21 protein-coding genes are annotated in these 23,742 nt (G+C 61.4%); 12 read left to right on the top strand and 9 right to left on the bottom strand.

The genetic code is table 11. From position 1 onward, the window contains the following. Positions 1–23 precede the first annotated feature (23 nt). The 6 genes from AB4Z52_RS09485 to mutM form a co-directional block, all read right to left on the bottom strand. On the bottom strand, positions 24–629 hold the full coding sequence (locus tag AB4Z52_RS09485) for a gamma carbonic anhydrase family protein (protein ID WP_442217659.1): 606 nt from the start codon (positions 627–629) through the stop codon (positions 24–26). Continuing rightward, positions 623–1,156, bottom strand: a complete 534-nt coding sequence (locus tag AB4Z52_RS09480) for a MarR family winged helix-turn-helix transcriptional regulator (RefSeq protein WP_442217658.1) — start codon at positions 1,154–1,156, stop codon at positions 623–625. The genes AB4Z52_RS09485 and AB4Z52_RS09480 overlap by 7 nt, the downstream gene beginning before the upstream one ends. A 106-nt stretch (positions 1,157–1,262) precedes the next feature. After that, complete coding sequence (gene dnaA / locus AB4Z52_RS09475; protein WP_442217856.1) at positions 1,263–2,816, bottom strand: chromosomal replication initiator protein DnaA; 1,554 nt, start codon at positions 2,814–2,816, stop codon at positions 1,263–1,265. Between the two features lie 864 nt (positions 2,817–3,680). Further along, entirely contained in the window at positions 3,681–3,959 is a 279-nt protein-coding gene (rpsT, locus tag AB4Z52_RS09470; RefSeq protein ID WP_442217657.1) for a 30S ribosomal protein S20, read from the bottom strand. 220 nt (positions 3,960–4,179) lie between these two features. Further along, the gene (locus AB4Z52_RS09465) at positions 4,180–4,953 is read right to left on the bottom strand and encodes an enoyl-CoA hydratase (protein WP_442217656.1); all 774 of its coding nucleotides are present in this window, start codon (positions 4,951–4,953) and stop codon (positions 4,180–4,182) included. Between the two features lie 31 nt (positions 4,954–4,984). Beyond that, complete coding sequence (gene mutM / locus AB4Z52_RS09460) at positions 4,985–5,875, bottom strand: bifunctional DNA-formamidopyrimidine glycosylase/DNA-(apurinic or apyrimidinic site) lyase (protein ID WP_442217655.1); 891 nt, start codon at positions 5,873–5,875, stop codon at positions 4,985–4,987. A 176-nt stretch (positions 5,876–6,051) separates the two neighbouring features. Here mutM and ubiE point away from each other — a divergent pair, with 176 nt between their 5' ends. The 9 genes from ubiE (at position 6,052) to AB4Z52_RS09415 (ending at position 17,551) form a co-directional block, all read left to right on the top strand. Next, the gene (gene ubiE, locus AB4Z52_RS09455) at positions 6,052–6,828 is read left to right on the top strand and encodes a bifunctional demethylmenaquinone methyltransferase/2-methoxy-6-polyprenyl-1,4-benzoquinol methylase UbiE (RefSeq protein WP_442217654.1); all 777 of its coding nucleotides are present in this window, start codon (positions 6,052–6,054) and stop codon (positions 6,826–6,828) included. 62 nt (positions 6,829–6,890) lie between these two features. Continuing rightward, a complete protein-coding gene (gene ubiB, locus AB4Z52_RS09450; protein WP_442217653.1) occupies positions 6,891–8,465 on the top strand; it encodes a 2-polyprenylphenol 6-hydroxylase in 1,575 nt (524 codons plus the stop codon). A 121-nt stretch (positions 8,466–8,586) separates the two neighbouring features. Then, positions 8,587–10,167, top strand: coding sequence for an aromatic amino acid lyase (locus AB4Z52_RS09445; RefSeq protein WP_442217652.1), 1,581 nt, complete (start codon positions 8,587–8,589; stop codon positions 10,165–10,167). Positions 10,168–10,201: 34 nt separating this feature from the next. After that, positions 10,202–11,584 (top strand): dihydroorotase, encoded by a 1,383-nt coding sequence (locus AB4Z52_RS09440; RefSeq protein WP_442217651.1) that lies wholly within the window; start codon positions 10,202–10,204, stop codon positions 11,582–11,584. Beyond that, positions 11,581–12,870 (top strand): Zn-dependent hydrolase, encoded by a 1,290-nt coding sequence (locus AB4Z52_RS09435; protein ID WP_442217650.1) that lies wholly within the window; start codon positions 11,581–11,583, stop codon positions 12,868–12,870. The genes AB4Z52_RS09440 and AB4Z52_RS09435 overlap by 4 nt, the downstream gene beginning before the upstream one ends. Continuing rightward, a complete protein-coding gene (locus AB4Z52_RS09430) occupies positions 12,851–13,936 on the top strand; it encodes a DUF917 domain-containing protein (protein ID WP_442217649.1) in 1,086 nt (361 codons plus the stop codon). Before AB4Z52_RS09435 ends, AB4Z52_RS09430 begins: the two co-directional genes overlap by 20 nt. Before the next feature lie 187 nt (positions 13,937–14,123). Then, entirely contained in the window at positions 14,124–15,785 is a 1,662-nt protein-coding gene (locus AB4Z52_RS09425; RefSeq protein WP_442217648.1) for a urocanate hydratase, read from the top strand. Positions 15,786–15,854: 69 nt separating this feature from the next. Further along, entirely contained in the window at positions 15,855–16,538 is a 684-nt protein-coding gene (locus tag AB4Z52_RS09420; protein ID WP_442217647.1) for a spermidine synthase, read from the top strand. 197 nt (positions 16,539–16,735) lie between these two features. Further along, positions 16,736–17,551, top strand: coding sequence for a DMT family transporter (locus AB4Z52_RS09415; RefSeq protein ID WP_442217646.1), 816 nt, complete (start codon positions 16,736–16,738; stop codon positions 17,549–17,551). Positions 17,552–17,593: 42 nt separating this feature from the next. On the opposite strand, the gene AB4Z52_RS09410 is transcribed toward AB4Z52_RS09415, so the two are convergent. Beyond that, positions 17,594–18,871 carry an MFS transporter gene (locus AB4Z52_RS09410; protein WP_442217645.1) on the bottom strand — a complete coding sequence of 426 codons (1,278 nt, stop codon included), beginning with the start codon at positions 18,869–18,871 and terminating at the stop codon, positions 17,594–17,596. 94 nt (positions 18,872–18,965) lie between these two features. On the opposite strand from AB4Z52_RS09410, the gene AB4Z52_RS09405 reads away from it, so the two are divergent. Next, positions 18,966–19,847: a LysR family transcriptional regulator gene (locus AB4Z52_RS09405; RefSeq protein ID WP_442217644.1), complete on the top strand. Its 882-nt coding sequence runs from the start codon at positions 18,966–18,968 to the stop codon at positions 19,845–19,847. A 6-nt stretch (positions 19,848–19,853) separates the two neighbouring features. Here the strand turns inward: AB4Z52_RS09405 and AB4Z52_RS09400 are convergent, their stop codons facing one another. After that, entirely contained in the window at positions 19,854–20,753 is a 900-nt protein-coding gene (locus tag AB4Z52_RS09400; protein ID WP_442217643.1) for a LysR family transcriptional regulator, read from the bottom strand. A gap of 127 nt (positions 20,754–20,880) precedes the next feature. On the opposite strand from AB4Z52_RS09400, the gene AB4Z52_RS09395 reads away from it, so the two are divergent. Then, positions 20,881–21,645 (top strand): SDR family oxidoreductase, encoded by a 765-nt coding sequence (locus AB4Z52_RS09395; protein ID WP_442217642.1) that lies wholly within the window; start codon positions 20,881–20,883, stop codon positions 21,643–21,645. A gap of 203 nt (positions 21,646–21,848) precedes the next feature. Here the strand turns inward: AB4Z52_RS09395 and AB4Z52_RS09390 are convergent, their stop codons facing one another. Next, complete coding sequence (locus AB4Z52_RS09390) at positions 21,849–22,712, bottom strand: NmrA family NAD(P)-binding protein (protein WP_442217641.1); 864 nt, start codon at positions 22,710–22,712, stop codon at positions 21,849–21,851. A gap of 108 nt (positions 22,713–22,820) precedes the next feature. Between AB4Z52_RS09390 and AB4Z52_RS09385 the strand changes: the two genes are divergently transcribed. Then, a complete protein-coding gene (locus tag AB4Z52_RS09385; protein WP_442217855.1) occupies positions 22,821–23,717 on the top strand; it encodes a LysR family transcriptional regulator in 897 nt (298 codons plus the stop codon). The last annotated feature ends 25 nt before the right edge of the window (positions 23,718–23,742 follow it).

Genomic DNA, 23,742 nt, shown 5'->3' with positions numbered 1-23,742 from the left:
GATTTCCCTCCCCGCAGCGCACTCTACGACTCTATCGCCATCGTTCTACGATGAACCGCGAGATTATTCGATAGGGTCTCCGTCACCGCCCGCATCAAATCCGACGCTGTGCGATCGACGCCATAGACGAAGCCCGGAAAGTCGAGCGGCTGCTGAAGCGCCCAAATTTCCTCGTGCCGGTCAGCTGAGAATAGCTGCGCCGGGTTTCCGACTGCAACCCATCCGATGGGCACCGTTGCGCCGGGCTCAAGCTCCGTGCGCAAATGAACGACAGCATTGATGCGGACCTCGCAACCCGCACCGACGACGGCGCCGTGAAAGATGCTTGCACCGGTCGCAATGAAGACCTCATCGCCGATGGTCGCGCCGACGATGTGACTGTTCGACCCAACCAGGCAATGGTTGCCGATGGATGTCGCATGGCGTGCAGTCGCCCGAATGACCGCGTTCTCAAGGACAATGCAATAGGCGCCGATCCCGATAGTGCCACCGGCTTCCGCGACGATGCGAGCGCCGGGCATGACGCGACAGCCCGGCCCAAGCGTCACGTCGCCGCAAACGGTGGCGTCGTCGGCGACCCAGGCCTCCGGATCGATCATCGGCTTCCTGTCATCATAGGCCGTCAGCATTCGGACTTTTCCCTTCCCTGATCTGCAATGGTTTCGAGTTCGGCCGCCCGGCAGCCGATCGGACAGACCTCCGCGCTGCAAAGATCGTGCTCGCAAAGACGGCAGCTTGTGCGCGCGAAGGCGCGCGACGTGGTGGCACCGGCGAGGATCTTGTCTACCAAGGCTTCGAGCAGAGTGCGCTCGCTGGCGGAAAGGCCATCCAGCAGATCGGACAGGACGGCCAGCCTTGCCACTTGCAATGCGCGTGCATGGGCCACGCCAGTACCCGTCAACCTCAAAGGGGTCGCCCGTCCCTGCTGAGCCAGCCGCTCGACGAAGCCTTGGCGGACCAGGCCTTCCAATACCCGCACTGCCGTTGGCTGGGAGACACCCGCTATCACCGCCAGTTCCGAGCCGGTCAGACGCGGCTTGAAATAAAGCATGGAGAGCAGGGCCGCAGCGCTCGGCGAGAGATCGCCGAGGACATGCTCTATCCTGTCGGTCACCATCAGGCCCAGGGCGCCGAGTTTGTTCGCATCCAGCATCATATGCATAGGCTATGCATATGATGCTGGATGTCAAGATATAGCGCAAAACGACATAGGGCCGGCAACCAGTGCCGGCCCTATGTCGTTCGAGCAAATCGCCAAAATGCTATTCGTTGATCAGGCGCTTCAGCAATTCGATTTCGTGCGAGAGCTTGGTGTCTCCCGAAATCAGTTCCTCGATCTTGCGGACGGCATGGAGAACCGTTGTGTGATCGCGTCCGCCGAAGCGGCGACCGATCTCCGGGAAGGAGCGCGGTGTCAGCGTCTTTGCCAGATACATGGCGATCTGGCGCGGTTTGACGATGACGCGGGTCCGCCGGTTGGAGACCAGCTCCTGACGCGATACATTGTAGTGGCGGGCAACGACCCGCTGGATGTCTTCGATGCGCACACGACGCGGCTCGCCGGAGCCGACGAGATGAGCCAGCAGCTCATCGACGCGTTCCACCGTCAGGTTCGGTTCAAACGACCGACGGAAGACAAGCTGATTGAAGGCGCCTTCCAACTCGCGCCCGCTTGCAGTAACGCTTCGCGCGACATGCTGGAGCAGATCCTGCGGGATATCAAGCGACGGATCGTCGATACGCGCAACGTCCAAGCGGCGCTTGAGGATTTCAAGGCGCATCTCGTAGTCAGGTGCCTCGACCTCGATGGCAACACCGCCCTGCAGGCGCGAACGCACCCGCGGATCGAGCGATTCCAGTTCCCATGGGGCGCGATCGGCCGCAACGACAACCTGCTTGGCGCTGTCGAGCAGCATGTTCAGCAAGTGGCAGAATTCATGCTGGATCATCTTGCCCTGCAGGAACTGCATGTCGTCGATGATCAGAAGGTCGATGTTTCGAAGCGAGTCCTTCAGCGTCAGCGCATCATTGTCGCGGATCGCGGTGGCAAAGCGCCACATGAAGTACTCCGCCGTCAGATAGACGACGCGCAGTCCGCGCGGGTTCTGCACCGCGGCATTGGCGATCGCCTGGAGGAGGTGGGTCTTGCCGAGGCCGACCGACGAATGGACGAAGAGCGGATTAAACCGCACGGCACCAGGGCCTGCTTCCGCGATGGTCTTTGCCGCAGCCAGGCTGATCCGATTGGAGCTGCCCTCGACATAGGTATCAAACGTGTATCGCGTATCGAGCGGCGACCCGAAGAGCGGCGACCCGAACGAAGGCCTGGACGCTGCAACCGCGCTTACCGCATGTGCCACGACCTGACCGGCGGATTGCGCCGCCGGACGACGGATCTGCGCGACCGAAGCCGGTTCCACGGAGGACGTCTGCTCATCCATACCCGGAGCCTTAGTGCCATTCCGGGTGGCCGTACGCACAAGAATTTCGACTTTCAGGATTTCCGCATCTTCCGCCTGAAACAGGCTGGTAATCAGATCGAGATAGCGATTGTTGATCCACGATTTCAGAAAGGTCGTCGGAACAGTAAGACGTACGACGCTCTTCGAATGCGAATGCAACTTGAGCCGCGCAAACCAGCTCGCATAAACATCCGGGCCGACCTGTGCCTTCAAGCGTGCGCTGACACGCTCGAAAAGTACACTCTGCTTCATGTCTCCTTTGTCTCCCGCCGCATCAAGGCAAACTGTGCCGAACGCCTTTTGTGCATTGTCCCCTTTTGCCAACGCACTGGTCGTCATCGTATTGATCTGCATGTTGCCGCCTTCCAGAGTTCTAGTCCTGTCGGGCGAAGGAACGCCGCCCGAAAATATCTCGTACATGACATGCCGGGGGACCCCTCATGAGCCCGTCAGCATAGCCGTTCGTCAGCCGCGGTCCTGCCAAAGGACCACAAAGAAATCTGCGGCGAAAACTGTCTCCAGCAGTCGTCGTCTTCATTCTTCGTCAAGAGCGATCGTCCGGCCCTCGTTCCGTTCGACTGCGCCTGAGTGGCTGTTTATTTTGCAACCCGATCTCCTGCAGCCTTACTTGGGACTGGGGCTGCTTAAGACAGGCACGCTTCATCGTCCGGAGACATCGCTGTCTTCCGGTTTGAATGTGTCAACTGTTTGAAAAAACGGAATTGAACTATTCCGTCACAAGGAACAAAAACCACCTACGCCGCCTGGATGGCAGTGTTCGCCGAAGCCGTTTAAGGTGATGTCCGCGACCCTTGTTGAAAGCCATTTAGGCAGGATCGATGGACAAGATCAACGATGAATTTTACGCAAAATTAGGGACTGGCCATTGACTCAGGGGGTCAATTTTGACTGTCACACCCCCGTCAAAAAAGAATCGCTTTTGAATCAAGGGGATTCCCTAGTGATGCGATTTCGACACGCCTTTATAGAAATAAAATAATAAATGCCTTGACTAGCGCAGAGGGCCGGAGCGGGCACAAGTTGTCATGCACGGAAAGAGTAACCTATTACAACCGATTGTTATTTATGGATTTTTTCTGTCATTCCAGTGACACGAACGACTGTATGTAAATTAGTCACAGAGCTTAAATTTTCTCCGAATCCAAAAAGCCCGGCTAAGGGCCGGGCTCATTGTAATGATGCAATTATTAGTAACTACTAAGCAGTCGGAGCAGCCGACAGTGCCTTCACGCGCTTTGCAAGACGCGAGACCTTGCGGGATGCCGTGTTGACATGAAGGACGCCCTTGCCGGCTGCACGAGCCAGTTCCGGCTGCACTACCCGCAACGCTTCCTTGGCGCGATCCGCGTCACCAGAGGCGATTGCTTCCTCGACCTGGCGAACGAAAGTACGAACGCGCGAACGGCGAGCCTTGTTGACTTCGGTGCGGCGGGCGATCTTGCGGGTCGCTTTTTTCGCCGAGCTTGTATTGGCCATGTATGCCTCTCTTAGAATTCCAACATAACTCACTCATTACTGCGCCAGGCCCTTCGGCCTTTTCTTCCAGCAATGCGGGAGCAATCGCGGAAAACCGGATCGGCTTTCCAAACTGTGGCGGGCATATAGCCTTAAAGCGCCGTGTCGTCAACGCGCATTTCAGCAAAAACGCCGCGGCCGGACGGTCTTTTCCACCGGGCCGCGCCTCTGCCGATCTGCGTCACCGGTTCTTGAACTGCGGTTTACGCTTCTCGATGAATGCAGCCATGCCCTCTTTCTGGTCGTCGGTGGCAAACAGGCTGTGAAACAGCCGACGCTCAAAGCGCAGCCCCTCCTCCAACGTCGACTCCAGAGCCCGGTTCACCGCTTCCTTCGCCATCAGGACCGAGGGGCGCGACAGAGAGGCAATCCTTGCCGCCGCCCCCAAGGCCTCGTCGAGAAGCTTGTCCGCCGGCACGATACGCGACACCAGGCCCGCACGCTCGGCCTCGACGGCGTCCATCATGCGGCCCGTCAACACCATGTCCATGGCCTTGGCCTTGCCGACGGCGCGCGTTAGCCGCTGCGATCCTCCCATGCCGGGAATGACGCCGAGGGTAATTTCCGGCTGGCCGAACTTCGCGGTGTCGGAGGCGATGATGAAATCGCACATCATCGCCAGCTCGCAGCCGCCGCCGAGCGCAAATCCACTGACGGCCGCAATCACCGGCTTGCGAGCCTTGGCAATCTCGTCCCAACCGCTGATGAAATCGCCCTGATAGACTTCGGCAAAGGTAAGCGGTTGCATTTCCTTGATGTCGGCACCCGCGGCAAAGGCTTTGTCTGACCCAGTAAGCACGATCGCACCGATCGCATCATCCTCGTGAAATGCCGCATAGGCGCGCTTCAATTCCAGGAGCATGGCGGAATTCAGCGCGTTGAGCGCCTGCGGCCGATTGAGCCGGACGAGGCCAACGGCGCCATGTGTTTCCAGAATCAGGGTTTGATAGTCCACGGCATGTCCTCCTATGCTGACTGGAAGCTATTTAAATCTGGCATGTGCGGCAATAGAAGGTCGAACGCCCAGCCTGCACGGTGCGCTCGACGGTACCGCCGCAGCCAAGCGTGCGGCAAGGGTCGTCCTCGCGGTCATAGACAGAAAAGGAATGCTGGAAATAACCGAGTGAGCCGTCCGTCTGAATATGATCGCGCAATGATGAGCCGCCGGCAGCAATCGCATCGGCAATGACGTCGCGGATCGATTGAACGAGAAAATCGAGCTGTTCGCCCGGCCCGCCGTCCTCCTCCACGAGAGACCCGGCGGAGCGCAGCGGCGACAGATGAGACCGCCACATCGCCTCGCAGACATATATATTGCCAAGACCGGCAATGTTCTTCTGGTCGAGAAGCGCGCTCTTCAACGGCTGCGCCTTGCGGTCGAAGCGCGTGGCCAGATAAATGCTGCTCAGCGCATTGCCGGTCGGCTCCGGTCCCAGCTCGCGAAAATAGGGATGGAGCGGCAGGTCGGCGCGCTCGACGATGTCCATGAATCCGAAGCGGCGGGGATCATTGTAGATCACTCTCCTGCGGCCTGCTTCGTCTTCCAGATGAAAAATGACGTGATCGTGCTTCTCGTCCTTCGATCGAGGGTGGTGGAAATCGCCCGGGATATCCGCCGCCTCTTCGGTCTCGACGCGAAACGAACCGGACATGCCGAGATGAGCGATCATTGTCATGCCGTCGTCGAGATCGATCAGTAGGTATTTGGCGCGACGCGACAGCGCAATGATCCGCCGCCCGGCGACGAGACTGGAAAATTCTGGCGGAAAGGGAAAACGAAGGTCACCGCGGCGCAGCTCAAGTGCGGTTAGACGCGCACCCTCCATCGATGGTGCAAGCCCGCGCCTGACGGTTTCGACCTCTGGTAATTCCGGCATGGTAATCCATCTCAGTGTTTCGACGCCTGCGGCGATGCCGGTGATCAAGATGCGCTTTAATTTAACGCCGTCATGATCTAAACCAACGCCAAGGTGCCGCGGTCCGGCACTTGAGATAGCGTGACGCGGGCGATTTCGCTATGGCCTGCCGCGATTTAAGTCATGGAGTAGACGCGATGGCCAAAAGCCGCACCTCCGCCGATGGCGGCATGGAGACATCCTATGGGTTCCGCGAAGTGGCGGATGGCGAGAAGCAGGGTCTCGTCAACGATGTCTTCCACAAGGTCGCAAAGCGCTACGACGTGATGAATGACGTTATGTCCATGGGGCTGCACCGCGTCTGGAAAGATGCGATGATCTCCACCCTCAATCCGCGCAAGGATCCGGCCTACAAGGTTCTGGATGTTGCCGGCGGTACGGGCGACATCGCGTTCCGCATCGTCGAGGCGTCGAACCGGCTGGCACATGCGACGGTGCTCGACATCAACGGTTCGATGCTTGCCGTCGGCAGCGAGCGGGCGGCAAAAAAGAAACTTTCCGACAACCTCACCTTCGTCGAGGCTAATGCCGAAGAGCTGCCTTTCGAGGCCAATTCTTTCGACGCCTACACGATCGCCTTCGGCATTCGCAACGTTCCGCGCATCGACGTCGCACTGAAAGAGGCTCACCGGGTCCTGAAGCGCGGCGGACGATTGCTGGTTCTCGAATTTTCCGAGGTCGACCTGCCGTTGCTCGACCGGGTCTACGATGCCTGGTCGTTCAATGCGATCCCGCGCTTCGGCAAGGCGATCACCGGCGAAAGCGAGCCCTACCAATATCTGGTGGAATCGATCCGCAAATTCCCCAACCAACATGACTTTGCGGAGATGATCCGTCAGGCGGGTTTTTCGCGCGTGGCCTACACCAACTACACCGGCGGCATCGCAGCGCTCCATTCCGGCTGGAAGCTCTGACGGATGATGCCAAGAAGTGTGAAGCAGCTTTCCGATAGGCTCATGCGAAACGTTAGAAGATCATGAGCGCTTTCGGAGCATATTTCGGCTTGATCAGGGTCGGCTGGGTTTTGGTGCGCGAGGGCGTCGTCCTTGCGCTTCCGTCGGAAGGTCTGCCACCTTCCGTCAGCCTTGCGAAGTCCGTGGTCAGCATCTTTGCGCGCAGGAAAGCCAAGGGACACACGCGCAGCTATCGCCTGTCGAAGGCGGTCGAGAGGCTCGGGCCATCCTACGTCAAGATCGGCCAGTTCCTTGCAACCCGACCCGATGTCGTCGGCGTCGATTTCGCCAACGACCTGTCCCAGCTTCAGGACAGCATGGCCTTTTTCCCAACCGCAGCCGCGAAGGCGAACATTCAAAGCTCGCTCGGACGCCCGACCGAAGAGCTGTATTCAAGCTTCGGCGATCCGATCGCCGCTGCGTCCATCGCCCAGGTGCATCCAGCCGAGGTCGACACCCTGCAAGGTCGCAAGAAAGTTGCTGTAAAGGTTGTGAGACCAGGCGTTCGCCAGCGCTTTGCCAATGATATCGAAGCGATGTACCTCGTCGCCCGACTGCAGGAACGCTTCATGCCGTCCAGCCGACGGCTGCGCCCCGTCGAAGTGACCCGGTCGCTTGAGCAAACGACCAAGGTCGAGATGGACCTCAGGCTCGAAGCAGCGGCGCTATCCGAAATCGCCGAGAATACCGAGAAGGATGCCGGCTTCCGGGTACCCAAGGTCGACTGGGAGCGTACGGGCCGTGACGTCATCACCATGGAGTGGATCGACGGCGTCAAGATGTCGGATGTCGATGCGCTCAGAGCCGCGGGTCACGACCTCAACAAGCTTGCTGATCTGCTGATCCAGTCTTTCCTCAGACACACGCTGCGCGACGGCTTCTTTCACGCCGACATGCATCCCGGTAATCTTTTCGTTGCTGCCGATGGCATGATCGTCGCCGTCGACATGGGCATCGTCGGCAGGCTCGGCAAAAAGGAACGGCGCTTCCTTGCTGAAATCCTCTACGGCTTCATCACCCGTGATTATCTTCACGTCGCCGAAGTGCACTTCGAGGCAGGCTATGTGCCGGCGCACCACAACACTGAGAGCTTTGCGCAGGCGATCCGCGCCATCGGTGAACCGATCCACGGGCAGCCGGCGGAAACCATCTCGATGGGCAAGCTGCTGACACTCCTGTTCGAGGTGACCGAACTGTTCGACATGGAGACGCGGCCCGAGCTCGTGATGCTTCAGAAAACCATGGTCGTCGTCGAGGGCGTGGCGCGCATGCTCAACCCCCGCTTCAACATGTGGAAGGCTTCGGAGCCGGTCGTCGGGGAGTGGATACGCAACAATCTCGGGCCGAAGCGCATCGTCACCGACCTCAGGGACGCGGTGAAGGCGGCGGTGAAGCTGGCAGAGGCAGTTCCCGAGATTGCCGCGAAGACCGAGAAATTCCACCACGAATTGCTGCAAATGAGCGAGAACGGTCTGCGCTTCGATCCGCAGACGGCGGAGGCCATCGGCAAATCCGAGGCACGCCACAGCCGCTCGGGTCGTATCGCCTTGTGGCTCATAGCCCTCACGCTCCTCTATATTGCCTGGCGGCTTACCTGAACCGACTGCGCGTCGCCTCGCAAACCGCTGGCGGCGCTGCAAAAACATCCTGTGTTCGACATTTGGGATATCCCTCTATCTCTCGACGTCGCATAGTCTCGTACCAAAGGAGATTTTGCATATGGATCGTCATTCGGCCGGTATCGAACTCACCGGCCAGCCTCTAACTTTTGCAGATCTGGTTCGCATCGGCTCGGGCATCGCGCCGACGGCATCGGAAAGCGGCATGGCACGCATCGTGACTGCCCGCGCCGTTGTCGAGGACGCCATCGCATCCGGCACCCCGGTCTACGGAGCGACCACGGGCGTTGGCGCGATGAAGGACGTCGAATGGTCGCCGGAAGATCTCGATACCTTCAATCTGGGTCTAGTGCGCGCCCACCATTTCGGCACGGGATCGCCTTTTTCCATGTCGATCGTGCGCAATGCGATCGGCATCCGCGTCAACACGGCCCTCACCGGCCAGGTCGGCTGCACGCCGGAACTCATCGACGCCTATCTGAAGCTGCTTGAAGCCGATGTCATTCCCGTCGTTCGCCGCACTGGCTCGATCGGCTGCGCCGACATCGGCCTCATGGGACAGATCGGCGCGGTCTTGACCGGCGTCGGAGAGGCCGTTCACAAGGGCCGGCGGATGCAGGCGGCGGATGCCTTTGCCGCCGCGGGCATCCAGCCGACCAAGATGGCACCCCGCGACAGCCTTGCCTCGCTCAGCGTCAATGCCGTGAGCTTTGCCGCGGCGGCCGACGCGACCCGCAACGCTGCCGCTTCCATTCGCGTTCTGCTTGCCACCGGCATGATGGCCTGCGGGGCGCTCGGCGCATCGCGCGATCCCTGGCGATCCGTCCGCCACGTGGGTACGGCACGCGAGGCGCTGATCGGCGCCTGGCTCTGCAACGCCTCAGACGAATGGCAGTGGCCGGTCGCGACGCATGTCCAGGACCCGCTGAGCTTGCGCATGGTTGCGCAGGTGTTCGGCGCGGTGATCGAGAACCTTCTGTCGACGGGCCACAAGATTCTCGCCGCCACCGGTCGCTCCGACGACAATCCCGTCGTGGTCGAGGGCCGGGTGATGACATCGGGCGGTTCATTGCCGCTCGACGTGACGATCCTTCTGGAATCGGCGGCGATCTGCATGGCCCATGCGGCGCGCAATGCCTTCAATCGCTGCGTCATCCTTGGTAATGGCCAGCGACGCGGCCTGCCGGTCAATCTCGTGCCGGAGGGCCGGATTGCCACTGGCTTCGGTCCGGTCATCAAGCTTGCCGGCGAGATTTTCTCGCGCGTTCTTTCGATGTCCAATCCCGTATCAGCGCAGTCGATGGTGGTTGCAGCTGGCATGGAAGACGAGGCAGCGTTTCTGCCACTGGTCATCGAACGCTTCGAAAGGCAGATGCGGGCGCTAAAGCGGCTTGCCGCACTCGAGGCGCTTTTGGCAGCGCAGGCGATCGACATCAACGGCGATCAGCCGGGCGGCGTCGCGCGGATGGTCTATGACGTCGTGCGCAAACATGCCGCCTTCTACACGGTGGATCGCCCGCTTTCGGCCGAAGTCGAGGCGATCGAGGAGGAGATGGCCTCCGACGCTTTCATCACGTCGATGATTTCGGAGGTTCCGATCGCCTCTTTCGATGATTTCTTCGCGCTCGGAACACTGGAGCGGATCGAGGAACGCGTCAGCCACGAGCCGATGCGGGCCTGACGCTGAGGAAAATTCAAAGAGGAAGGGTTGGGACATGGCTGATTTCGATCTCGTTCTGCAGGGCACGGTCGTGCTGCCAGACCGCATTGTGGAAGCGGGCTATGTTGCCGTTCTGGGCGGGAAGATCGCCGAGATCGGTATCGGCGTTCCGCCGGCGGCGCGTGAGCGGCACCTGCTCGGTAAGGCGCTGATCCTGCCGGGCGCGATCGACGCGCAGGTGCATTCCCTGTCGCAGAAGGACCAGGAAGATTTCATCTGGTCGACGCGGTCGGCGGCGGCCGGCGGCGTCACAACCATCGTCGACATGCCCTATGATGAGGGCAATCTCGTCTGTTCTGCCGAAGCCGTCAGGCGCAAGGTCGATCATGCCAGCCGGCAGGCCCGGGTCGATTTCGCGCTCTATGGCACCGTAAACCCCGAGGAAGGGTCCAAGCGCATCCGCGAAATGGTGGATGCCGGGGTTGCCGCGTTCAAATTCTCCACCTTCGGAACCGATCCCAAGCGTTTTCCGCGTATTCCTCCCGCCTTGCTCGATGCCTGTTTTGAGGCAATCGCGCCGACGGGGCTGACCGCCGGCGTCCACAACGAGGATGACGAGGCAGTCCGTAGCTATATTGAGGCCACGAAAGCGAGCGGCATTACCGACTGGCGCGCGCATGGCCTTTCACGGCCGCCGATCACCGAACTGCTCGCCATGCACACGATTTTTGAGACCGGGGCCGAAACCGGTTGTCCGGCGCATGTGGTGCATTGCTCGCTCGGTCGCGGCTACGACATCGCCCGCGCCTACCGCCGCGACGGGTTCGAGGCGACGGTGGAATGCTGTATTCACTATCTCACGCTCGATGAGGAAAACGACGTGAGGAGGCTCGGAGGCAAGGCGAAGATCAATCCTCCGATCCGTCCCCGCGCCGAGGTCGAAACCCTCTGGCGCAAGGTCGCCGAGGGCAATGTCTGGCTCGTCTCGACCGACCATGTCAGCTGGTCCGAAAACCGTAAGACCAACCCCGACATGCTGGCCAATGCATCAGGCGTTCCGGGTCTTGAAGTCATGGTGCCGCTTTTCGTCAAGGGCGCGATCGAGCGGGGCATACCGCTGACCTGGGCTGCAAAGCTGATGGCGCAGAACCCGGCTAAGCATTTCCGGCTCGACCATTGCAAAGGCGCGCTCGAGATCGCCAAGGATGCCGACATTGTCGTGTTGACGCCGGAAGAGACCGTCTACGACGCCGCAGCCAGCGGCAACAACGTCGTCGGCTGGAGCCCGTATCAGGGGATACGCCTACCCTACAAGGTTTCCGCCACCTATCTGCGCGGCGCCCGCGCCTTCGACGGCACGAAGGTCCTTTCCGAACCGGGCACCGGAAAGTTCGTGCGGCCGCTTTCGAGAAGGATCATTGCCGGAGAGGTCGCATGAGCCGCAATCTTCCCGTCAACACCGACCGCATCGCCTGGGATATCGACGCGCTTGCCGGCACTACCGAGCCCGGTCACCCCTGGACACGGCGGGCCTTTTCGCCGCTGTTCCTTGAGGGACGCGCTTACATCGAAGCCCGCATGCGGGACGCGGGTCTTGGGACACGCATCGATGCCGGCGGCAACCTCATCGGCAAGCGAGCAGGCATCAGGCCGGGCCTCGGAACGATCATGGTCGGCTCGCATTCCGATACCGTTCCAGAGGGCGGCCGCTTCGACGGCATCGCCGGTGTCGTGGCGGCGCTCGAGGTCGCCCGGGCGCTTTCGGACCACAATATTCAACTCGATCATGATCTCGAGATCGTCGATTTCCTTGCCGAGGAAGTCAGCATATTCGGCGTCTCCTGCATCGGCTCCCGGGGCATGACCGGTCAGCTGCCGCAGGCGTGGCTTTCACGGGTGACCGATGGCCGCGACCTTGCCAAGGGCATTCTGGACGTCGGTGGCGATCCGTCGATATTGATGTCGCAACGGCGGCCCGATATCGCCGGCTTCCTCGAACTTCATATCGAGCAGGGTCCGGTGCTCGAAGCCGAAAGCAAGGACATCGGCATCGTGACGGCGATCGCCGGCATCACCCGCATCGAAACCACCGTCGAAGGCCGCGCCGACCATGCGGGCACCACGCCGATGGACAGGCGCGCCGATGCGCTGGTGGCAGCGTCGCAGCTTGTGCTCGATATCCGCAACGCGGCGGCGGAGCGCGCCAAGGCGTCAGGCCATTTCGCCGCGACCGTCGGCGAATTCCGGATCGAGCCGAACGCGGCCAATGTCGTACCGTCGAAGGCGGTGCTGCTTATCGACGGGCGCGCTGAAAATCGTCGCGACATGGAGGAATTCTGCGTCTGGCTGGATGCCCATGTCATCAAACTGGCTGCAACCCATGGCGTCTCGATCAAGCCGCCGCTCCGTGTCTCCGACAACCTTCCGACGCCCGGCGATGCTGGCCTGCTCGAAACGCTAGAACGCGCCTGCGACACCGTCGGTGCCCGCCATCGGCGCATGGCGTCAGGCGCCGGCCACGACACGGCGTGGATCGCCAAGGTGGCACCGGCGGCAATGATCTTCGTGCCCTGCAAGGAAGGCCGCAGCCACTCCGCCGACGAATGGGCTGAGAACGACGATATCGCGCTCGGGGCAGCCGTGCTCTTTGCGGCGGTCTGCGACATGGATAAGTCACTTCAGACGATAAGCCAGGAGAAGCCGAATGGGACGAATACTCGTTGAGAAAGACGTCGAGGCAGCCGTCAAGGGCGGCTCGGTCTATGCTGCAGGCGGCGGCGGATGGGCAGACCATGGCCGCATGCTCGGCTATGCCGCAGTCAATGTCGGCAAGCCGGAGCTCGTCTCAATCGAAGAGCTCGACGGCCGGGACTGGATCGCGACCGCGGCAGCCATCGGCGCGCCTGCCTCGACGACGCCCTGGGAGATGCAAGGCATCGACTACGTCAAGGCCGTTCAGCTGTTGCAGGAAGAGCTTGGCGAGAAGCTTGCCGGGCTAATCATCGGCCAGAACGGCCGTTCCTCGACGCTCAACGGCTGGCTTCCGTCTGCGATCCTCGGCACCAAGGTGGTCGATGCGGTCGGCGATATCCGCGCGCATCCGACCGGCGACATGGGCTCGATCGGCATGGCCGGCTCACCGGAGCAAATGATCCAGACCGCCGTCGGCGGCAACCGGGCGGAAAACCGCTACATCGAACTCGTTGTGAAAGGCGCCACGGCAAAGATCTCGCCGATCCTGCGGGCGGCATCCGATCAGTCAGGCGGCTTCATCGCCAGCTGCCGCAATCCGCTTCGGGCCTCCTATGTGCGCACGCATGCAGCCCTCGGCGGCATCTCAATGGCGCTTGCGCTCGGCGAGGCGATCATTGCCGCGGAGAAGAAGGGCAGCGCTGCGATCATCGACGCGATCTGCAAGACGACCGGCGGCCATATTCTCGCCGAAGGCGTCATCACCAAGAAGGCCGTGGTCTACACCAAGGAAGCCTTCGACATCGGCACGATCTCAGTCGGCAGCGGCGAGAAGGCCGTGACCATGCATGTGATGAACGAATACATGGCGGTGGACGACGCCTCCGGCAAGCGCGTTGCGACGTTCCCTTCCGTCATAACCACGCTATCGCCTGAAGGCGAGCCGCTCAGCGTCGGGCAACTGCATGAGGGCATGAACGTGCTGATCCTGCACGTGCCGAAGGAGATCATCCCGCTGTCCGCCAGCGTGCTCGACCCGAGTGTCTATCCCTCGGTCGAAAAGGCCATGGGCATCGAGATCGCGAAGTATGTTTTCTAGTTCACGCTCCCCTTGATTGGGAGGGTCGGCACCAAGTGCCGGGGCGGGGCGATCCCTTGAGACATCCAACAGTCACCCCCCACCCGCAGCTTCCCTGCGACCGCCCCCATCAATGGGGTGGCGACCCGCATACGCCTCGCAGCCGACACGCACTCCTATGGACATTGAACGAACAAGGATCACGACCATGCCGAAAGCCAATCCACGTCATCCGAATTTTCCGATTCCGGGCGGGCCGGTGCTCAGGGCCAAGGGCTGGCGACAGGAAGCGCTGCTGCGGCTGCTCGAAAACGTGCTGGCGGTCGGTGAGGATCCGGACAATCTCATCGTCTACGCCGCTCTTGGCAAGGCGGCACGCAACTGGGCAGCGCATAAGGGGATCGTCAAAGCGCTGACCGAGATGGACGAGGACCAGACCCTGCTGATCCAGTCCGGCAAGCCGATCGGGCTGGTGAAGACACATTCGAAAGCGCCGCTGGTGATCATGGCGAACTGCAACATCGTCGGGCAATGGGCAAAGGCCGAGGTGTTCTACGAGCTGCAACGCAAGGGCCTGATCTGCTGGGGCGGGCTGACGGCCGGCGCCTGGCAATATATCGGCAGCCAGGGCGTCATCCAGGGCACCTATGAAATCTTCATGCGCATCGCCGAACGTCGCTTCGCCGGCGATCTGCATGGCCGTTTCGTGCTGACCGCCGGACTTGGCGGCATGGGCGGCGCGCAGCCGCTGGCAGGTCGGATGGCAGGAGCCGCGATCCTTTGTATCGACATCGACGCCGAGCGCGCGCGAAAGCGCCAGGAGATCGGCTATCTCCAGGAAATCGCGCCGGATCTCGACGCGGCGTTGGCGATGATCGACGCGGCCGTGAAGGACAAACGCGCGCTGTCGGTTGGCCTCGTCGGCAATGCGGCGGAAATCTATCCCGAGATTGCCCGGCGCGGCATCGTGCCCGACGTCGTCACCGACCAGACCTCGGCGCATGACCTCGTCTATGGCTACGTGCCGAAGGGCATGAGCCTCGAACAGGTGAAAGGCCTTCGCGACGATGGCCAGGGCCAGCTGATGGCAGCAAGCCGCGCCTCGATCGTCGAGCACGTCAAGGCGATGCTCGATTTTCAGAAAAAGGGCGCCGAAGTCTTCGACAACGGCAACCTGATCCGCACGCAGGCCAGAGAAGGCGGTGTTGAGAACGCCTTCGATATCCCGATCTTCACCGAGGCTTATCTGCGGCCGCTATTTGCCCGCGCTATCGGCCCGTTCCGCTGGATAGCGTTATCGGGAGCGGAGAGCGACATTGCCCGCATCGACGATCTGCTGCTCGAAATGTTTCCCGACAACAAGATCATTACCAACTGGATCCGGCTTGCCCGCGAGCACGTGCCTTTCGAAGGGTTACCGGCGCGCATCGCCTGGCTCGGACATGGCGAGCGCACGTCGCTCGCCCGCCGCGTCAATGAGCTGGTGGCAAGTGGCGAGTTGAATGGGCCTGTCGCCTTTTCGCGCGACCATCTCGACGCCGGCGCCATGGCGCATCCAAACATCATGACGGAGCGCATGAAGGACGGTTCGGACGCCATTGCCGACTGGCCGCTGATCGACGCGATGATGCTCTGCTCTTCCATGGCCGACCTCGTCGTCATCCATTCGGGCGGCGGCGGCTATGCCGGCTACATGACCAGCTGCGGCGTCACAGTCATTGCCGACGGCACGGAAGCGGCCGACGAGCGGCTCGACCATGCGCTTACCAACGACACCGCGCTTGGCGTGATGCGCTATGCCGATGCGGGCTATGAAGATGCGCTGGATGAAGTCGAGAAAAAGGAAGTGCCTTACATCCAGCTCGGCTGATCCGGCTGTTCTTGCCCGTGCGGGCGGGGTATGGTCAGGGCAATTCCTGAACGATTTGAAGAGACGCCCGTGATCCCCTGGTCCCTGCTCGACACCGCGAAAATACCGAATGGCGGCGGAGACCTTCGTCTCAAGCAGCGCGGCCAGGAGTTCTCGATCATGCTCGGAACCAACGAGCTGATGAATAGCCGGCTAAGCGGCTCCGAGCAGGCGCTTGCGACGCTTGCCTGCGAAAAGATCGGCGGCAGGCCGAAGCCGCATGTCCTCATCGGCGGGCTTGGGATGGGCTTCACCCTGCGGGCGGCGCTTGGCGTGCTTGGCACCGACAGCAGGATCACCGTTGCCGAGCTTGTGCCGGCCGTCGTCTCCTGGGCGCGCGGTCCGATGGCCTCTGTATTCGAGAACAGTCTCGACGATCCGCGCGTTACCATTCACGAGGGCGATGTCGGGTTGCTTATCCGTGCCGGCAAGAGCGAATTCGATGCCATTCTGCTCGACGTCGATAACGGTCCCGATGGTATCACCCACCAGGCAAACGACGGGCTTTACGATCTTGCCGGCCTTCGGGCTTCGTGGAATGCCCTTCGTCCCGGCGGCGTACTCGCCGTCTGGTCGTCTGGGCCGGATGCAAAGTTCACCAAGCGGCTCCGCGAAACCGGCTTTGCCGCCGATGAGGTCAGCGTGCGGGCAAACGGCAAGCGCGGCGGCGCCCGGCATATGATCTGGATCGCGACCAGGGCGGCTCGCTCGTAGTGTGTCGGAGGTCCGCCTGATTGCGAAAGCGGTTGACGCTCGGCGCACTGTCGTTTCCCGGGACACTTGATAGGTGTAAGGCAATACGGATCGCGGCGATCGCCGAATGCCTGAACACCTCTGACGCATCCATAAGTCATTTCAGGCGCTTGGCGCGGGCTTGACGGGAGATCCAATGTCCAACCGCAGCTTTGGGATTGCTCGATCTCGATGTGTGGACAGTATTGTGCTGGCGCTCCTCTTTTGGCGGCGCGACGCTTTTGCTGATCACGCTCTACCCGGCCCAGATGCGTCCGACGACCACGTCGACGGCCATGCCGCTCCATCTGCTTTCCGGTCTCGTCGCCGCGATCTCCATGTTCGGCTATATCGGCGCGCTGAAGCTGACGACCGTCGCCAATGTGCTGGCAATCTACGCAACAGTGCCTTTCGTCTCGGCCGGCATCGCATTTGTCTGGATGAAGGAACGGGTCGAACGCCGCGTCCTCGTCGCCAGCGCAATCGCCCTCGTCGGCGTGCTGATCGTGGCCGGATTTGCGGCGCGGCCGCAGGATCTTGTCGACAGTGCGCTCGCGCTCCTGATGACGGTTACATTCAGCATCCTTCTCGTCATGGCGCGTCGGTTCACAGCGCTTAAGCTCGCGCCGGTCAACGCAATCGGCGCCGGCCTTTGCGTGCTGCTCTGCCTGCCACTGATGTCGCACACGATCCCGGGCGGCCCGCCCGAACTGATGGTGCTGGCTGTATTCGGGTCGACAACATCGGGGCTCGCCTATCTGCTGTTCATGACCGGTGGGAGGCACATTCCCGCCGGCGAGGCCGGCCTTATCGGATTGCTCGACATCGTGCTCGGTCCGCTATGGGTATGGCTGGTCTTCGGAGAAAATCCGGGCACTGCCGCGCTCCTCGGCGGCGGGCTGATCCTTGCGGCTGTCGTCTGGTATATGTGGAGCGGGCTGAGGGCTGCTCAGGCGCGCAATACCGCTCGTCTGAAGTCCAGTCGCGCGGCGTGATATTGGTCGAGACCTCGATGAGGCTTCGACGTTTCGCTCTCTTCACCGGCTGGCGAGCCTCGCGACGCAAAGGGCTGCCACAAGACAACCCGCCAGCAGGAAGAGAATGAAACCGACCACGGCAGACCAACCGTCTGAGAGCCAGAAATAGCCGCCGAGCGAACCGGCAATGCTGGAGCCGAGATAATAGGCGAGCAGATAGAGCGACGAGGCGTGGCCCTTTGTATCGCGGGCGAGCCTTCCGACAAGGGCGCTCGCAACCGAGTGGGTGGCGAAGAAGCCGATCGTCACGAGGACGATGCCGAGGATGATCAGCGGCAGTGAAGACGATAGCGTGACGGCGGCGCCTGCAGTAGCGATTAGGACACTTGCCGGCAGGACGACGAAATGGCCGATGCGATCACCGAGGCCGCCGGCTGCCCATGATGCCGCGATCCCGAACAGATAGGCGGTGAAGATCAGGCCGAGTTCGGTCTGCGTGAGGTTGAAGGGCTCTGCGACCAGCCTGAAACCGGCATAATTATAGACGGTGACGAAGGAGCCCATGGCGAGAAAGCCGATGGCAAAGAGCAAAGGCAGGGCCGGGTTTCCCATGTGTCCAAGCCAGGCCTTCAGATGGAAACCGGCATTGAAGCCCTTGCGGGGCACGAAATTGCGCGACGGCGGCAGCAACAGCATGAAGCCGATTGCCGTCAGCAGGCCGAGAATGCCAACCGCGGCAAGCGCCGGGCGCCAGGAGAGATATTCAGCAATGGCGCCGGTGACGACGCGCCCGGCCATGCCGCCAAACGCGTTGCCGGCGATGTAGAGCCCCATTGAAGCGCCGAGGCCGCGCGGATCGATCTCCTCCGCTAGATAGGTCATCGCGACCGCCGGGACGCCGCCGAGCAGAAACCCTTCAAGCGCGCGGATCACCAATAACTGATGCCAGCTCGGCACGAGCGAACAGGCGATGGTGCAAAGGGCTGCACCCATCAGCGAGACGAACATCAGGCTGCGCCGGCCGAAGCCTTCGGAGGCCGCGGCCGCACAAAATATGGCAAAGGCCAGGAACCCGGTCGACAACGACAGCGACAGGGAGCTAGCCGCCGGGCTGACCCCGAAATCCCGAGCAAAGATCGGCATAAGCGGCTGGACGCAGTAGAGAAGCGAGAAGGTGGAGAAGCCGGACAGGAACAGCGCGAAGCTGGCGCGCTTATAGGCTGATGTGCCGCGCGTCAGGAACTGTGCGGTCTCCTGAAGCGGCTCAGGGGCGACGAGCCTGAGATCGGCGCGTGGCAAGGTAGCGGAGTTTTCGACCTGTTGAACTGCGATGGACATGGGCACACACCTTTCTTGCCCTCCGATCTAGTCAACCGGCCATCATTTGTCCAATATATGAAACAGGCGATTTCAATAGCTTTTGGAGATGACGATGGAGCTGCGGCATTTGCGATATTTTCTCACCCTCGCCGAGGAAGGCAATTTCACTCGAGCGGCTGCAAAAATCGGGATCGGCCAGCCGCCGCTCAGCCAGCAGATCCGCGATCTCGAAGACGAGGTGGGAACAAAGCTTTTCCACCGGGTGCCGCACGGAGCCGAGCTGACGGCGGCCGGGGCCGCCTTTCTTGCCGAAGCCAAAGCTTCGGTCGCGTCTGCCGAACGAGCCAAGATTGCAGCGCAGCGCGCCAATCGTGGCGAGACGGGGCGCTTGTCGTTGGGCTTCACTGCATCAGCCGCCTTCAACACCGTCGTCAGCGCGACGATCCGGCAATATCGCAGCCGCTGGCCCGAGGTGAGGCTTTCCTTGACGGAAATGAACAGCAAGGGGCTAATGGAGCGTTTGATGCGTGGCGAGATCGACGCGGCCTTTATCCGTCCAGGTCTTGAAGACCCGAGGGATGTGAGGCTGAAGCGGCTCGCAGACGAACCGATGCTTGTCGCCCTGCCGGCGGGTCACGTGCTGGCAAAGCTTCCGCGTGTACCGCTTTCGGCGCTCGCTGCGGAGCAGTTTATCCTGTTTCCACGCGTCGTCGGCCTCAGTCTCCACGACGACATCGCGGCGGCCTGCCGAAATGCGGGCTTCGAGCTCGTGGTCGCCCAGGAGGCGCCGCAAATTCCCTCTGTGGTCAATCTCGTCGCGGCCAGCCTCGGCGTCTCTATCGTGCCCGCGTCGATTGCGCAGATCAAACTCGACGGCGTCGCCTACCGTCCGATCGAAGGGCCGCCGGTGGTGGCGCGACTGGCGCTCGCGAGCCTGAAAGCGCAGCGAGCGCCGGTCACCGACAATCTCGTAAGCGTGCTTCCCAGCGATTGAGATTGATCATGGATCCCAATAGGGTGGATCGCCGAACGCCTTTTTCAGATGGTCGGCGACGGCCCGCAACTTGGCCGAGGGGCGTCGCCCTTCGGGATGCGCCATGTAGATGAATTCTGTGTCGGGCGCACAACCGACATCGATTGCCGTGAGCGTGCCGGCGCTGACCGCCGGGCCGGCGATGAAGGTGGGCAATAGCGCGATTCCGAGACCGGCGGTGGCAGCGTCGCGGATCATGTCACCATTATTGACCCTCAGCCCAAACCTGGCGCGGACAAGCACCGCGCCGTTGGGTCCTTGGAAGCGCCAGTCTGCCACGCCGCGATTGGTGTAGAAGATGCCGCGATGGCCGTCGAGTTCAGCCAGTGAACTGGGCGTTCCGTTGCGCGCCAGATAGTCCGGCGATGCAGTCAGGACGCGGCGGCTCTTCGCCAGTTTCCAGGCGACGAGGCGGCTGTCGGCAATTGCCCCATGGCGGATAATCGCATCATAGCCGTCCGATGCCGGGTCGACGCGACGGTCGTCGAGATCGAGGGAGAGTTCGATGTCAGGATGCTCGGCAAGGAAAGGGTAAAGCGCCGGGCCGAGATGCATGCGTCCAAAGGTGACGGGCGCCGCGATGCGAAGGGGGCCAGCAAGCGTACCGCGACGCTCGGCCATGTCGCTGGCGGCATCCTCGACCTCGCGGACGATGCGCGTTGCCCTCTCAAGGAAAGCGGTGCCATCTTCCGTCAATGTCAGTTTGCGAGTCGTCCGATGCAGAAGTGTCGCGCCGAGCGATCTTTCCATTTCCGCAAGGCGGTCACTGACGACCGACTTCGATAAGCGCAACCGCCGCGCAGCCTCGCTGATCGATCCCGCCTCGGCTACGGTCACAAAAGCCGCTATTCCCTCGATCTTCATCATCGTTCGGCGATTCCGGATTTCAGTTCCTCGATTTGCACACTAACCCGAACGCCGGAGATGCACCATTCTCTGGTCATTCGACAGGGCAGCGGATCGTCCGCACCCGTCTTCCCAAAAGGAAAATGAAATGGGACGTCTATCTGGAAAAGTCGCCGTCATAACCGGAGCAAGCGCTGGCATCGGCCGCGCAACCGCGAAACTCTTCGCCGCCGAGGGCGCAAAGGTCATTGTCGGGGCACGCCGGCAGGTCGAACTCGATACCCTGGTGGCCGAGATCGAAAGCGACGGCGGCAAGGCCGTAGCGCTTGCGGGCGACGTGCGCTTGGAAGACTATAATAAGGCGTTGGTCGCGCTGGCCGTGGAGCGGTTCGGCAAGCTCGATGTCGCCTTCAACAATGCCGGTGTTCTCGGCGAGGCGGGGCCGAGCACCGGCGTATCGGAGGCCGGCTTTAGCGAGGCGATCGCGATCAATCTTACGGCGTCCTTCCTTGGCGCCAAACACCAGATCGACGAAATGGTCAAGCATGGCAGCGGGTCAGTCATCTTCACCTCCACCTTTGTCGGCCACAGCTTTGCATTTCCGGGCGTTGCCGCCTATGCCGCCAGCAAGTCCGGCCTCATCGGCCTCACGCAGGCGTTAGCGGCCGAGTTCGGCCCGCAGAATATCCGCGTCAACGCCATCCTGCCCGGAGCAGTCGACACGGGGATGTACCGCGAGATGAACGACACTGCCGACAAGCAGGTATTCATCACCAATCTCCATGCGCTGAAGCGCGTTGCGACCCCGGAAGAGCTCGCCCGCTCTGTCCTTTACCTCGCCTCGGACGATTCGAGCTTTGTCACCGGCACCGCATCACTGGTCGACGGCGGCGCATCGATCACTCGGACGTAACACCTGGGAGTGTTGCTTCGCGCGCCGCTCGGTCTCGACGATGAATTGCGGCAGCACAAACGACGCGGCCTCAATGACTTCGGCCGCGCCGATACTTGCTTACGGCTTGATTCTTCTCATCGTTTTCGGATTTTCCGCTTGGTTAGGCTTTGCCTGCAATCAGGCGATCGCCGAAGAAGTCGACGATTGATCTGCCTTGGGCGTTACTTCCTCGAAACAAGGCCGCGCAGCGCCGTTTCTAAGGTTGTCGTTCCTTTGATCGAACTGGCTTCGCCGCCTTCAAATTCAATCCAGCCTTCGTTGAATCCGTCCAGCATGCGCATGCGAGGCATCGGGTTCTTCATGCCTTGCGATAGAAAGAGATTTTCCCAAGTGTGCCTGGCGACGGGCTCTGCGTGGACGGGTTTGCTCAGAACCTTTGCGAAGGTTGCCGCCAGTTCATTGGGTGTTACCCTTTCCGGTCCTTCGAGTTCGACGATGCGTCGGCCAGCCCAAACGTCCTGCAGCATCTGTGCGCCGAGTTCGCCGATATCTTCTACCGCTACCATCGGAAAGCGCTTGTCGAGCGGCTGGAGAAAACTCTGGATGATGCCCGCCTCTCTTGCGGGAGCGATATCCCAGGCGGCGTTTTCGATAAACCAGGCTGCACGCAGGAATGCGACCGGCATCGAAAGACTGGAGAGTAGCTGCTCGACGAGCCCCAGTTGGCTCAAGAGGTTGAGTTCGCACGCTTGTGCGCCGATGGTGGAAAGGCAGACGACGTTCGCGGGCTTCGCCTCTTCAAGCGCCGATTTCAATGCTGCAATGACGGCGCGCGTTTGGGGGAAACCCAAGGTCGGATCGAAAGTCGGCGGTATAAGCACGAAGACGCCGTCGACGCCGGCAAAGGCTTCTGCCAGCGCATGGGCATCTGTCATCTCCGCCAGGGCCAGCTCACAGCCGCGTGCTTCCCATACCGCACCCTTTTCGGCATTGCGGACGACGGCGCGGACCGGCAACCCCTCGGCCAGAAGCTTGTTGGCGACGCTGCCGCCCACCTGACCTGTAATTCCTGTAACGGCAAACATCGGCACTCTCCTTGGTGTTTCACTTCGAGTGCATCATGGGCGCCAAATTCTTTTGACTGAAGCGCGCTTTCGTCACATGATTGGTGACTGAAAATCATGGATCGCGCGATGTTCGACAGCCGGTTGCTGAACGGGGTCGGTGTGCTGGCAGCCGTTGTCGAAAGCGGCAGTTTCGTGCGCGCCGCCGACGCGCTGGGGCTGACAGCCTCCGGTGTCAGCCGGGCGATATCACGGCTGGAGGCGCGTGTCGGCGTTCGGCTGCTCGAGCGCACCACAAGATCGGTCGGCCTCACCGACGAGGGACGACGATTCTATACGGCGGTAGCACCTCTCCTTGGCGGCATCGAGGAGGCGGCCGTTGATGCAGCGGGTGCAGCCGGAACGGTGCGTGGGCGGTTGCGCGTCAATGTCGACCCCTATTTCTCAAGATTGCTGCTCGGGCCGCGCCTCGGCGAATTTCTCGATCGGCACGCGGACTTGCAACTCGAGGTGCTGACGCGCAATGAAATCGGGGAACTCGTCGCCGATGGCATGGACATTGCCATCCGCTTCGGGGAGCCGCTGCAGACATCGCTGATTGCAAGGCAGCTCCTGGCGACCCGCGTGGTGACCGTTGCAGCGCCCGGATATATCGAAAGATATGGCCGTCCGAGGACGCCGCTGGATTTGGCCGACCATGTCTGTATCCAATTCCAGGATCCGTTGACGGGGAGACCGTTCGAATGGGAGTTTCGAAACGCGAGCCAGACCATGCTGGTCGAAACGCGCAGCCGGCTTCTGGTCAACGATGCCGGGACGACGATGGCGACCCTGTTTGCGGGCGTCGGCATTGCCCAGGTCTTCGAGCTCGGCATCAAGGAATACCTGCGAGACGGCCGGCTGATCGACCTTTTTCCCGACTGGCCGGATGAGACCTTCCCGCTTAACGCCTTCTATCCATCGCGGCAGCATGTGCCGGCGAAGGTACGCGCCTTCATCGACTTCTGCCTTGAGATCGTCAGCTGAGCGACGCCTGATTGCATGTTGTGCG

The sequence above is a fragment of the Rhizobium sp. 2YAF20 genome, from assembly GCF_052114685.1.
In the GTDB taxonomy this organism is placed as follows: Bacteria; Pseudomonadota; Alphaproteobacteria; order Rhizobiales; family Rhizobiaceae; genus Rhizobium.
Note: the sequence above shows the minus strand (reverse complement) of the source record. Positions and strands in the feature narration are given on the sequence as shown.